At 70.6% G+C, this 12,845-nt stretch carries 11 protein-coding genes; 10 read left to right on the top strand and 1 reads right to left on the bottom strand.

Going from position 1 to position 12,845, the window contains the following annotated elements; translation table 11 throughout:
* Positions 1-374 precede the first annotated feature (374 nt).
* From ABZ848_RS26950 to ABZ848_RS26920, 7 genes are all read left to right on the top strand, one after another.
* Positions 375-1,352 (top strand): hydroxyacid dehydrogenase, encoded by a 978-nt coding sequence (locus tag ABZ848_RS26950; RefSeq protein WP_360836238.1) that lies wholly within the window; start codon positions 375-377, stop codon positions 1,350-1,352.
* Positions 1,353-1,450: 98 nt separating this feature from the next.
* Positions 1,451-2,536, top strand: a complete 1,086-nt coding sequence (locus ABZ848_RS26945) for a LacI family DNA-binding transcriptional regulator (protein WP_360835940.1) — start codon at positions 1,451-1,453, stop codon at positions 2,534-2,536.
* 288 nt (positions 2,537-2,824) lie between these two features.
* Positions 2,825-4,159 (top strand): extracellular solute-binding protein, encoded by a 1,335-nt coding sequence (locus tag ABZ848_RS26940; RefSeq protein WP_360835938.1) that lies wholly within the window; start codon positions 2,825-2,827, stop codon positions 4,157-4,159.
* Positions 4,160-4,178: 19 nt separating this feature from the next.
* The gene (locus tag ABZ848_RS26935) at positions 4,179-5,063 is read left to right on the top strand and encodes a sugar ABC transporter permease (RefSeq protein ID WP_360835936.1); all 885 of its coding nucleotides are present in this window, start codon (positions 4,179-4,181) and stop codon (positions 5,061-5,063) included.
* Complete coding sequence (locus ABZ848_RS26930) at positions 5,063-5,962, top strand: carbohydrate ABC transporter permease (protein WP_360835934.1); 900 nt, start codon at positions 5,063-5,065, stop codon at positions 5,960-5,962. Before ABZ848_RS26935 ends, ABZ848_RS26930 begins: the two co-directional genes overlap by 1 nt.
* Positions 5,959-7,602: a family 43 glycosylhydrolase gene (locus ABZ848_RS26925; RefSeq protein ID WP_360835932.1), complete on the top strand. Its 1,644-nt coding sequence runs from the start codon at positions 5,959-5,961 to the stop codon at positions 7,600-7,602. The genes ABZ848_RS26930 and ABZ848_RS26925 overlap by 4 nt, the downstream gene beginning before the upstream one ends.
* Before the next feature lie 163 nt (positions 7,603-7,765).
* The gene (locus ABZ848_RS26920; RefSeq protein WP_360835930.1) at positions 7,766-8,809 is read left to right on the top strand and encodes a substrate-binding domain-containing protein; all 1,044 of its coding nucleotides are present in this window, start codon (positions 7,766-7,768) and stop codon (positions 8,807-8,809) included.
* On the opposite strand, the gene ABZ848_RS26915 is transcribed toward ABZ848_RS26920, so the two are convergent.
* Positions 8,806-9,453, bottom strand: a complete 648-nt coding sequence (locus ABZ848_RS26915) for a ThuA domain-containing protein (RefSeq protein ID WP_360835928.1) — start codon at positions 9,451-9,453, stop codon at positions 8,806-8,808. The two genes, ABZ848_RS26920 and ABZ848_RS26915, sit on opposite strands and share 4 nt — an antisense overlap.
* A 114-nt stretch (positions 9,454-9,567) precedes the next feature.
* Here ABZ848_RS26915 and ABZ848_RS26910 point away from each other — a divergent pair, with 114 nt between their 5' ends.
* The 3 genes from ABZ848_RS26910 to ABZ848_RS26900 all read left to right on the top strand — a co-directional run bounded on the left by ABZ848_RS26910 (position 9,568) and on the right by ABZ848_RS26900 (position 12,771).
* A complete protein-coding gene (locus ABZ848_RS26910; RefSeq protein ID WP_360835927.1) occupies positions 9,568-10,590 on the top strand; it encodes a DUF5954 family protein in 1,023 nt (340 codons plus the stop codon).
* Between the two features lie 146 nt (positions 10,591-10,736).
* Positions 10,737-11,369, top strand: coding sequence for a VOC family protein (locus ABZ848_RS26905; RefSeq protein ID WP_360835925.1), 633 nt, complete (start codon positions 10,737-10,739; stop codon positions 11,367-11,369).
* Between the two features lie 664 nt (positions 11,370-12,033).
* Positions 12,034-12,771: a GAF and ANTAR domain-containing protein gene (locus ABZ848_RS26900; protein WP_360835923.1), complete on the top strand. Its 738-nt coding sequence runs from the start codon at positions 12,034-12,036 to the stop codon at positions 12,769-12,771.
* Positions 12,772-12,845 lie beyond the last annotated feature (74 nt).

Below are 12,845 nucleotides of genomic sequence, written 5' to 3'. Positions count from 1 at the left end.
GGGCGAGCGGAGGGGGGTCATGTGGCTACGGTGCTGGTCAGTGCGGCAACCGGTTGCCGATGACGCCGCTCCGAGGCCGACCCCCACCAGAAACCTCGGTAAGCGATTTCGCCCGAAGGCCACCAGGAGCGGCCCAGGAGAGCACCAAGGCCTCCCAGCCCCTCCTCCACCCAGCCCTCCACCTACCGATTGACCGTCGCTTCACCGCAGATCTACGGTAGAAGGCGCTTTCAGAAACTGTTTCCACGCCCCTGTCACCAGTGCGCCACAGGAGAGCCATGCCCAACCCCCACGAGCAGCCCCATGCCCACCCGCACCCGCACCCCCATCCGCAGGCGGCCGCCACCCCTCGCCCTCCGCGTGCAGTGTTCGCGATGGACCCCGTGCACCTGCCCCTCCTCTTCCCGCCGCCGGTGATGGCGCGGCTGAAGCTGGCGTCCGAGCTCGACCCGGCGCTGGTGGTACGGGACTTCACCACTCCGGAGGCCGCGAAGGCCCTGGCCACCGCCGAGGTGCTGATCACCGGCTGGGGCTGCCCCCGCCTCGACGCCGAGGTCCTGTCCGCCGCCCCGCGCCTGCGCACCGTCCTGCACGCCGCCGGCTCGGTGCGGGCGTTGGTGGGCGAGGCCCTGTGGGAGCACGGCGTCACCGTCTCCAGCGCGGTGACGGGCAACGCCCTGCCGGTCGCCGAGTACACGCTCGCGATGATCCTGCTGACCGGCAAGGACACCTTCGCCCACCGGGAGCGCTTCCGCGTCACCCACACCTACCCCTCCCCCGCCGAGACCTCGACCACGGGGAACGTGGGCCGCCGCGTCGGCGTGATCGGAGCCTCCCGGGTGGGCCGCCGCCTCCTCGACCTGCTGCGTCCCTTCGACTTCACGGTCCTCCTGCACGATCCGTATGTGAGTTCCACCGAGGCGGCAGCCCTGGGCGCCGAGCTGGTCCCCCTCGACGACCTGCTCGAACACAGCGACATCGTGACCCTGCACGCCCCCGACATCCCCGAGACCTACCGCATGCTGGACGCGCCCCGCCTGGCGCTCATCCGGGACGGCGCCGTCCTGATCAACACGTCACGCGGCGCCCTGATCGACCCGGAAGCACTCACCGCCGAGCTGGTCTCGGGCCGCCTGCACGCGGTCCTGGACGTTACGGAACCCGAGCCCCTCCCCGCCGGCTCCCCCCTCTACCGCCTCCCCAACGTCTTCCTCACCCCCCACATCGCAGGCTCCCTGGGCACCGAACTGGAGCGCCTGGGCCGCATCGTCGCGGAAGAGCTGGAACGGCTGGGCTCGGCTCTGCCGCTGCTGCACGAGGTACGGCAGGCGGACATGGCCCGTGTGGCATGACGGCAGGGGCGGCACCCTTATCCACAGGCCAGGCCTGCGAGAAACAATCTGGGATACGGTTCCCCCACTCTCCAACCCGCCCGACGAAGGAGCCCCCGGTGAGTCAGCGCAAGACGCCCGGCGACACCACCCGCGCCACCATCCGCGACGTCGCGGAGCGCGCGGGCGTCTCCGTGGCCAGCGTCTCGCGCGTGCTGTCCGGGAACTACCCGGTGTCGGAGGACCTGCGCCGCCGGGTGATGAAGGTGGTCCGGGACCTGGACTACGTCACCAACGCCCACGCCCGTTCCCTGGCCGGCGGCGGTACTCCCACGGTCGCGATCCTCATCAACAACATCACCGGCGCGGCGTTCGCCCACGTGGCGAAGGGTGTGGAGGGCGCGGCGACGCTCCGCGGCTGGCTGTCACTGGTCGGCACGACGGGCGACGACCCGGAGCGCGAACTGGCTCTGGTCAACCTCATGCGCCAGCAGGGCGTGGCGGCCGTCGTCCTCCTGGGCGGCGCCTACGACTACGACGAGTACCAGCTCCGGATGGCCCGCTTCGCCCGCTCCCTCGACGCCGCGGGCTCCCACCTCGTCCTGGTCGGCCGCCCGCCGCTGGAGGGCGACGTGCCCGCCACGACGGTCGACTACGACAACGAGGGCGGCGCCTACGCCATGGCCAGCCACCTCCTGTCGGCCGGCCACCGCAGGGTGCTGATCCTGCCCGGACCGGCCGAACTCACGACGGCGCAGGGCAGGTTGAGGGGCGCCCAGCGGGCGTTCGAGGCGTACGGCGTGCCCTTCGATCCGGGCCTCGTGCGGCACGGCTCCTACGACGACGAGCACGGCTACAGGGCCGTCGAGACCGCCCTGCACGAGACCCCGGACTTCACGGCCGTCCTGGCCGGGACGGACGTCGTGGCGGCCGGCGCGATGCAGGCACTGCGGGCCGCGGGACTGCGCGTGCCCGACGACGTCTCCATCGTCGGCTACGACGACATCCCGCTCGCGTCCCAGCTCACACCCCAACTGACCACCGTGCACGTCCCGTACGAGGAGATGGGCCGGGTGGCGCTGCGCGCGGTGGCCGACCGGCGCGAGGGCGGCGCGGGCCGCCGCAAGGGCGCCGACGGCGACCACCTGGTCCTCGGCACGCATGTGGTCGTACGCAACTCGGTTCAGCCACCGCCGAGGGGCTGACCGCGCCCTCCATCCCCTCCGCGACAGTTGGCCTGCGTCTCGTTTCGTAACCGTTTTCTCCTCCTCACCAGCGCATTTCCACCCGTGACGTAATTATTTCCGGCACACCCCTTGCCCAAGCCGGACAGAACCGCCTACCTTCACGGCAACCGCTTACTACATCTTCCGCTTGGCCGGTTCTCCGCAACCGCGTGCCGACCGGTTGTCCGGCCGCCGTTTCCGGCCAGCGCCTCCGAGCCGCCGTCCTCTCGTTCTGAGAACGCCCGATCCCCGAAGGAACAGGGTCAGATGAACTTCACCAGCCCCCGGAGAAGGTTCGCCCAAGCCGCCGTCGCCGGTCTCGCGCTGACGGGTCTGCTCACCGCCTGCGGTGGTTCGGACTCGGGAGAAGGCGCCAAGTCCTCCGGCCCGGTCACCCTCCCCTTCTGGGGCTGGGCCAACGGCCAGGAGGCGGTCGTCAAGGCGTTCAACGCCTCGCACAAGGACGTCAAGCTGAAGTACACCAAGGTCACCGACCAGTTGACGATGCAGAAGCAGCTGACCAACGCGGTCAAGGCGGGCAACGCGCCGTGCCTGGTGCAGAACACCGCCGAGTACGTGACGAGTTGGGTCTCGCAGGGCGCGCTCGCCGACATCAGCCAGTACGTCGACGCGAGCAAGGACAAGTTCAACGCCGGTTCGTGGGCGAGCGCGCAGGTGCAGGGCAAGAGCTACGGCGTTCCCACCAGCTCGGCCCCCAACTTCACGATCTACCGCACCGACATCTTCACCAAGTACGGCGTCAAGCCCCCCACCACCTGGGACGAGTTCATAGCTGCCGGCAAGGTGCTCAAGAAGCACGGCGTCAAGATCACCAACTACGCCGGTGAGGATCCCAGCACCCTGGAGGTGCTCGCCATGCAGGCCGGCGCCCACTGGTACTCGATCGACGGCAACTCCTGGAAGGTGGATTTCCAGGACGCGGGCACCCTCAAGGCCGCCAAGGTGATCCAGGAGATCATCGACAACGACCTCAACTCCAAGCTGTCGTTCGCGGACTACGCGGCCGTGCAGCGCAACTACGACAACGGCGGCACCGCGACCCGGCAGATCTCCACCTGGCAGATGGCGGGCATGGTGCAGAACTTCACCAAGTCCTTCGGCGAGTGGGCGCTTTCGCCCTGGCCGACGTTCCAGGGCGAGGCGGCGAAGACCCCGGCCGGCACCAACCTGACCGGCAGCGTGACGCTGGTGACGAAGCAGTGCAAGTACGTCGAGCAGGCCGCCGAGGCCGCCCTGTGGATGTCCACCGACACGGGCGCGGTCAAGACGATGGCCAGCCCGACCACCGGCAACGGCGTGATGCCGGCCCTCAAGAACAGCAACTCGTATGTCGCGGACGCGATCTCCGACAAGCTGCTGGGCAAGAACTACGAGCCGGCCCAGAAGATCGTCACCGACAGCCTGGGCACGGTCACCACGGACTGGACCTTCGGCCCGGACTGGACGGCCATGTTCACGGAGATGCAGGCCGGTTGGGCGAAGGTCGTCAACAAGCAGCAGAAGGTGACCGACCTGCTGGCGCACATGCAGGAGTGGACGGTCAAGGACCTGAAGTCCCGCGGCATCAGCGTCGAGGGCTAGAGGCCGGGGACGAGAACCGATGACCCGCTCACTGCGCTGGAAGGGCGCCGCGTTCACGGTGCCCTTCCAGCTCGGCTTCGTCTTCCTGTACCTGCTTCCGATCGGGTACGCGGTCTACCAGTCCCTCTACCGTGAGCAGCAGTCCGGCCTCGGGCTCAGCGGCTCCACGGAGAGGTTCTCGGGGCTGGACAACTACCAACAGGGCCTGACCGACTCGGCGTTCATGGGCTCGGTGCTCCGGGTCGTGCTGTTCGCGTGCGTGCAGATCCCGGTGATGCTGCTCATCAGCCTCGCGCTGGCCCTGTTCCTGGACGCGCTCACCTCGAAGGTCGCGGGCCGTTTCCGCATCCTCCTCCTGGTGCCGTACATGATCCCCGGCGTGGTCGCCGCGCTCGTCTGGATCAACCTGTACAGCCCGGACGTCGGCCCGCTGACGCCGCTCGGCAAGGTCTTCGGCCTCGACTGGAACTTCTTCGCGCCGTCCATGGTGTGGCCGTCCATCGGCAACCTGCTCACCTGGCACGGGGTCGGCTACAACATGGTGATCATCTACTCGGCGCTCCAGGGCGTCCCGCGCGAGCTGTTCGAGGCGGCGCGGCTGGACGGCGCGTCCGAGCGGCGGATCGCGCTCAGCATCAAAATCCCTTACGTGCGCGGCGCGTTGGTCCTCACCGGCATGCTGTCGATCATCCAGATGCTGCAGATCTTCAACGAGCCCGCGCTGTTCCGGAACATCACCCCGCAGACGGTCAGCGACAGCTTCACCCCGATCATGATCATCTACAACCAGGCGTTCAACGCCGGCAACTACCACTACGCGGCGGCCCTTTCGGTGCTGCTCGCGCTGATACTCGGCGTCGCCTCCTTCCTCTTCTACCGGCTGACTTCGAGGGAGGCCGACTGATGACGCTCACCGAAGAGCGCACCAAGCCGCACACCGTACGACGTCTCACCCGCCCCGATCCGGCCGGCCGCGGCGGCCAGCGCTTCCTGCTCCTCGGCCTGACCTTGGCGAGCGTCTACAGCCTGTTCCCGGTCTGGTGGCTGATCGTCGCCGCCACCAAGGACCGCACGGGGCTGTACCAGTCGAACGGCCTCTGGTTCTCCGGCTGGCACCTCTGGGACAACCTGCACCAGCTGTTCACCTACGAGAACGGCATCTTCCTCCGCTGGACCGCGAACTCCCTCCTGTACGCGGGAGTCGGCTCCCTGGGCGGCACACTGCTCGCCCTCGCAACCGGTTACGGCCTCGCCCGCTTCCAATTCCCGGGCCGCAACCTGGTGTTCGCGTGCGTGGTCGGCTCGTTCCTGATCCCGATCGCCCTGCTCACGCTCCCCCTCTATCTGCTGTTCTCGGAGATCGGCCTGGTCGACACGCCCTGGGCGATGCTGATCCCCTGCCTGATCAACCCGTTCAGCGTCTATCTGGCGAAGGTCTACACCGAGGCGACGATCCCGTACGAGCTTCTCGAGGCCGCCCGGATCGACGGCGCCGGCGAACTGCGCATCTTCTTCAGCATCGTGCTGCGGATGATGACGACGGGCGGCGCGACCGTTTTCCTGCTCGCCTTCGTCAACACCTGGAACGCCTTCTTCCTCCCGCTCACGGTGCTGCGCGGGGAGGAGAACTGGACCCTCAACCTGGGGTTGTACAACTGGTCCGGAAAACGCCTCGAATCCGGTGTCGACCTCACCAGCCTCGTCCTGACCGGGGCGCTGCTCTCCATCGTCCCGATGGCGATCATGATGGTCGCCATGCGCCGCTACTGGCGCACCGGCGTCACGCTCGGAGCCCTCAAGTGACGCTGCTGCACAACCCCGTCATCCGCGGCTTCGCCCCCGACCCCTCGATGGTCCGGGTCGGCGACCGGTACTACGTGGCGACCAGTTCCTTCGAGTGGTTCCCGACGATCCCGGTCCACCGCTCCCGGGACCTCGCGCACTGGGAGTACGCGGGCCATGTCCAGGGCGCGGCCCCCGGCGACTCGCTGGCCGGGGTCCCCGACTCGGGCGGCGTCTGGGCACCCTCGCTGAGCTGGGACGGCGAGCGGTTCTGGGTGGTGTACGCGATCGTGCGCTCGGTCGGGACGCCGTACTTCGACACGGACGTGTACGTCAGTACGGCCACCGATGTGAGCGGCAGGTGGACAGCCCCGCGCCGCATCCCGAGCCACGGCTTCGACCCCGCCCTCTTCCACCACGAGGGCCGCCTCTGGCTGCTCAACCTGCAGAACGACCACCGCCCGGGCGGCAGCCGTTTCGCCGGCATCGTCCTGACCGAACTGGACCGCGGAACACTCGCGCCCGTCGGTGACACCCACCTCCTCCTCCAGCACGAACGCCTCATCGAGGGGCCGAAGTTGCTGCACAAGGACGGCTCGTACTACCTGGTGCTCGCGGAGGGCGGAACCGGTTTCGAGCACGGTGTACGAGTCGCCCGCAGCAGAGCGCTCACCGGCCCGTACGAGCTCGACGACCGCCCGCTGCTGACCTCACGGGACGATCCGTCGCTGCCGCTGCAGAAGGCCGGACACGGTGAACTGCTCCAAACCCCCTCCGGACACTGGGTGTTGAGCCATCTCACGGCCCGCCCGCTGCACACCCCGGCGGGACCGCGCTGCACCCTCGGCCGGGAGACCGCGATCCAGCCGGTCACTTGGGACGCGGACGGGTGGCCCCGGTTGGCGCACGGCGGTCATCATCCGGCGGTCGAGGTCGACGTACCAACAACCGACGTACCAGCAATCGGCCTGTCAACAACTCGGACGACACCAGTGGCACCGCCCCGACCAGGTCCTCAACCGACCACTCCCGCCGAGCCGTTGGGCTGGCCGTGGAGCACCCTCCGTGTGGCCCCCGACCCCTCCTGGGCCGACACCACCACCCGCCCCGGCTGGATCCGGCTGCGCGGCCGGCACGGGCCCGAGTCGCGGTGGGCGCACAGTCTGCTCGCCCAGCGGATCACCGAGCACCGCGCGGAGGCGGAGGTCACCGTCGATGCCTCGCCCCGCACGTTCACCCAGGCCGCCGGGCTGATCCTCTGGTACAACACCGAGGCGTATCTGAGCCTCGACGTGGCCTGGGCCGAGCCCGAGGGGGAACGGCAGCAGGGCCAGCAGTGGCACGGCCCCCGGGCCGGGCGCACCGTGCTCAGCCTGACGGAGCGCGACGAGGACGGCACCCGGCAGGCGGCGCTGGTCGAGATCGGGACCGACGCCCCGCTCACCCTGGGCGCGACGATCGACGGCGCCGAGGCGCGCTTCTGGTACGTACGGGACGGCGTACGTACGCAGGTCGGCCCGCCCCTCGACTTCACGCGGCTGTCCGACGACCACGGCTCCAAGCTGCGCTTCACCGGGGCGATGGCGGGCATCCATACCGTGGACCTGGTCGATGCCGGATTCCACGCCGACTTCACGGCGTTCCGGCTGACCTGCCGCTAGCCGCCGACCGCGTTCGAAGTTTCGAAAGTCCCGGATCGATCGAGCCTGCGAAGTCCGACCTCTTCCCGGCACCCGGCGGTGAACCTAGGGTAGGAAGCGCTTACTGTTTCCGTGCTGGTCGAAACTTTCGACGGCCCTCGGGCGGGCCGGAGAGGTGGTTTTCATGGTTCGTACCGGGAGTGCGAGCGTGGCCGCCGGTCCGACGCTGGCCGTGGTGGCCCGTGAGGCCGGGGTGTCCGTGCCGACCGCGTCGAAGGTGGTCAACGGCCGCGAGGACGTGGCGCCGGAGACGCGCCGCCGGGTGACCGAGGCGCTGGACCGGCTCGGTTATGTCCGCAGACCCCGGTTCGACGCGGCGAAGGTACCCGGTCTGGTGGACCTGGTGGTGCACTCGCTCGACAGTTCCTGGTCGGGGGCGGTGCTGCACGGGGTGGAGGCCGCGGCGCACGACGCGGGCCTGGAGGTCGTGGTCTCGGCCGGGCTGAACCGGACGCGGGGTGCGCGGCCGGAGCGGGGCTGGCTGGACAAGCTGATCGCGCGGGGCTCGTCCGGGGTGCTGTTCAACCTGGCCGAGCTGACGCCGTCCCAGTACGGCTGGCTGGACCAGCACCGCATCCCGTACGTCCTGATCGACCCGGTGCTGGAGCCGCCGCCGGGGGTGGTGTCGGTCGGCGCGGCGAACTGGCAGGGCGGGGTGACGGCGACGGAGCACCTGCTCTCCCTGGGCCATGAGCGGATCGCGGTCATCGCGGGTCATCAGCGCAAGATGTGCAGCAGCGCCCGGGTGGCCGGCTACCGCTCGGCGCTCGCGTCGGCAGGCGTCCGCCACCGCGCCGAGTACGTCCGGCACGCCGGGTTCGACGAGTCCGTGGCCCACCGCCGGATGCTGGACCTGCTCGATCTGCGCGAGCCGCCGACGGCGGTGTTCGTCTGCTCGGACCGGATGACGCTGGGCGTCTACGAGGCGCTGGCCGAGCGGGGGTTGAGGATCCCCGACGACATCAGCGTCGTCGGCTTCGACGACCTCCCCGAGTCCCGCTGGATCTCCCCCGCCCTCACCACCGTCCGCCAGCCCCTCTCGGAGATGGCGGCAACGGCCCTGCACCTCCTGGTCCGCATGATGGACGGCGACCGCCCGGAAGGCACCCGCACGGAACTCTCGACCCGCCTGGTGGAACGCGCGAGCACGGCCCGCCCGCGCGGTTAGCCGAGCCCCGCCGCCCAATTGATCCCGCCGAGCAGATGGGCCCGGAAGTCCGGGTCCTCGTAGGCCTCCGCGGCATGCCCGAGGGCCGTGTAGAAGACGCGGCCCTCGCCCTGTTCGCGGCACCAGACCAGGGGGTGGTCGGTGCCCATTCCGCCGCCTTCGTACGACGTCTCGTCGGCCGAGGCCAACACGCGTACCGAACCGCGGGGGCTGGTGCGGAAGTCGTACCACTCGTCGGTGAAGTCCCAGACGGCGGCCAGGTGTTGGGTGGCGGGGTGGGTGTGGTCCTCGATGATCGCCTTGCCGGGCTGGTAGGCGGGGTGACGGTCGAAGCGGGCGCCCAACAGCTCGCCGTAGTACGGCCATTCGTACTCCGTGCAGGCTGCCGCATGGACGCCGACGAAGCCGCCGCCCGCCTCGACGTACCCCGACAGTCGGTCCCGGCCGGCCGGGGTGAGGACCTCGCCGCTGGTGGAGAGGAAGAGGACGGCCGCGTAGGCGTCGAGGGGTGCTTCCAGGGCCGCCGGGTCCTCCGTTTGGTCGACGTCGAACGCGCCGAGGGCGCGGACCGCGGTCACGGCGGCCGGGATGGAGTCGTGACGGTAGGCGGTGGTGCGCGTGTAGACGAGGAGTCGAGGTGCCATGTCCGCCAGCCTAGATCGGAAGGGGCGCTCGGCGGTGCGTTCGCACCACCCAACAACCCCGGCTGTTGGACCGGTTCGGGTCCGTCCCCGCACCGCGGTCGCGACAATGCGTGCATGGACGATGACTGGCGGCAACAGATCGACGCGCTCCACGAGGCGTTGGTACACCGCGACGACCCCACCGCCTGGGTGCGGGAGGCCGACGCGGTGGAAGGGGCGCTGCGGTATCCCGAATTCGCGCTGCGGGGGCCGGTGTTCGGGGTCGCCGTACAGGATCCGGGGTTCGGGCCGGATTGGCGGTTGCTGAAGCCGGTGACCGACGGGATGCCGCAGATGGCGCGGGACGGGTTGCAGTCGCATCTGTTCTTCACCGCGAAGGACGACACGGACGACCGGGCCGTACGGCGTGAACTGCTCGCGGCCGTCGACGTGTTGACACGCGAGGCGGTGGACGAGGTCACGGCGTGCGGGGTGCGCTACCGCGTGGTGCGCGGGGACGAGTTCGCACGGGGCGGCGCGGACGGTCTTGAGCCGCCCCGGCCGACGGACGCGGAGCCGGTCGAGCGGAAGTGGGGGCGCGGGACGCGGGACACCAAGTCCCGGGACCCCGGGTTCGTGCTCGATCCGGGGCACGCGGACGGTCCGGCGGCGGGCGCGCTGAAGCTGGGGCTGCGGGACTTCGCGTACGCCGGCGCCCGGTTCCCCGCGGACGTGCGCGCGGACTCCGAGCGCGCGGTCGGCACGCACCCCGGGCTCGTGCTGCTGCCCACGGGTTTCGGTGTCGTCGAGCGCGGTGAGGGCGGCGGCTGGCGGCCGTGCGGCGCGATGATGAACACCCCGCACGACGCCCGGCGGCTGCTCTACGACGGCCTGGCCGAGATGTGGGCGCTGCTGTACCGGCTCGACGACACCACCAAGGCGCGGTACGCGAAGGCGGCCGAGGAGTTCCGGGCGCTCGGGCGCGCCGACGAGTTCCGCGTCGACGACCGGCTGTTCCGGATCTGCCGGGTGGAGCGGATGCTGCGGATGGGGCCGGACGGCCCGGAGCCGCCGCGCCCTTCGGACGTCGACGAGTACGGGCCGATGAAGATGCACCCGACCATGGACGAGGACGGCAACCTCACCCACGACGAATGAACCCACGACGAATGAGCCCACGACGACTGACACCACCAGCGTCACCACAGGCGTCACGACGGGCGTCCGCGGCCGACACGCCGGGCCACCCCGCATTCCGCACAGGTGTTCCATCGCGGCGGCGGCGCCGCGTAGCCTCGACCGGGATGAACGCCATTCCCGCACATCTGGACCACCTCGTCCTCGCAACCCCGGATCTGGCGGCGACGGTCGCCGACTTCACCCGGCGCACCGGTGTGACGCCCGCGCCCGGCGGTGCGCATGTCGGGCTCGGCACCCGCAACTGCCTTGTCTCGCTGGGCGGTTCCAGCTATCTGGAGATCATCGGGCCGGACCCGGAACAGTCGCAGCCCGAGGGCCCGCGCCCGTTCACGGTCGACGAGCTGGCCGCCGCGCGGACGGTGACCTGGGCGATCAGCCCGCCCGACCTCGACCAGGCGGTCGCCAACGCCCGGGCGCGGGGCTACGACCCGGGCGGCGTACGCCCGATGAGCCGTCGGCGGCCCGACGGCACGCTGCTGGAGTGGCGGCTGACCGACGGGGACACCCAGCATCCTTCCGGTCTGGTGCCGTTCCTGATCGACTGGGGCTCGGCCGTGCATCCGAGCGCGTCGGGGCTGCCGGAGACCCCGCTGCTGGAGCTGTCCGCGAGCGCCCCCGAACCGGACGAGATCCGTCCGCTCCTTGCCGCCGTGGGCACCGAACTCGCCCTGTCCGAGGGGCCGACGGGGCTCACGTTCACGGTGCGAACCCCACGGGGACCTGTGACGTTCGGCTGAGCGCGGGCTCACGGCCGTACCGTGAGCGGGTCCTCGACCACCGGGGGAACGCCGGGCCCGGCCGAAGCGGACCGGATCGCGAGGTGTCGAACGCGCCCGCCACCCTCTAGGATTCGAGCAGACGTTCCGGTTCCTCTTCGTGAAGTACGTGGAACCGGCAGGCCCGCGCCAGCGAGCCCCTCATCCGGCCCCCGGTCCCGGGCGCGGAGTGACCACCGAACCGCTGGGGATACCCGGAGTCCGCACATCCCGCGAACGATTCGCGGACCCCGGTCCCCCGTCCTCCGGCCCCTGCGTCAGGGGCGAACTCCCGCTCGCCCCCGGTGCCGTGAGGACGATCCCGCGCGGGGCCCTCGCGCCCTGGGAAGACGCGAGTGCCCCGTGCAGGCGGCCGCCGTCCTCGCCGACACAGGACGGCGGCCGCCTCCAAGTGTCCCCGGCGCCGCCTCCGGTGTCCCAACCAGCCGACTTCCCGAGTCACTTGATCCCCCATCAGCCTCGGTGGAAGTTCCCGCCCGCCGGGCCCCGGGCGCGCTAGCGTGAGCCCTTGCACCGTGCGGCCGTCTCCGGCCCATGAGGCAACCACCCCACCCTCCCCTCCGGGTGTGTGCCCAGACCACGCCCATCGCCGCGGACGCGGGACCGGCTGAACGGCTGTCCTGTCATGCCAACCACCGAACGCGAGGCCGGCATCGCCGAGGCCGTGAGCGATCTCGCCCGGCACGCGGTGGAGTTCGACGCCCCGCAACTCCTGCACGACCTCACCACCCACGTCTTGGCGCTGCTGCCCCTGCAGTGCGCCGGCGTCACGCTCCTGGACGACGACGGCCGGGTCGCCTACACCATCGCCTCCGATGAGCTCGCCCGCCAACTGGAAGCGAGCCAGACCGAGTTGGGCGAGGGACCGGGCCCGGACAGCGTCGGCCGCGAGGACCCGCTCGGCCCGGTCGCGCTCCGGGAGACCGGCCCCGACGGACTGCGCTGGCCGCGCTTCGGCGCGCGGGCCCGTGCGCTGGGCGTGATCGCGGTGGCGGCCGTACCCCTCCGGGTGCCCGACCACCGGCTGGGCGCACTCGACCTGTTCTCCACCCGGCCGCCCCTGCCGTCCGCCCCGGACCTGCGCATCGCCCGGTCGCTCGCCACCGTCGCCGCCTCCTCGCTGCTGCACCAAAGGCGGCTGCAGGGCCAGCAGGTGGTGGTCGGTCAGCTCCAGCAGGCGCTGGAGAGCCGCATAGTGATCGAGCAGGCCAAGGGCATCCTGGCCGAGCGCCTGCAGATCTCCGTCGACGAGGCCTTCAGACGCCTGCGCGCCCACGCCCGCTCCCAGGGCCGGCGGCTCACGGTGCTGGCCGCCGAGATCGCCGAGGGCGCAGGCCCGAACGAACTCAACCCTTCCCCCTGACCGACCGCCGCCCCCAGCCCCGGCCTGTCCGATTCCTTCAAGACCACCCACCACCCCCTGCCTACGGTGACGGC

Source organism: Streptomyces sp. NPDC047081, from assembly GCF_040643775.1.
Classification (GTDB): Bacteria; Actinomycetota; Actinomycetes; order Streptomycetales; family Streptomycetaceae; genus Streptomyces.
This window is presented reverse-complemented; position numbering and strand designations above follow the sequence as displayed.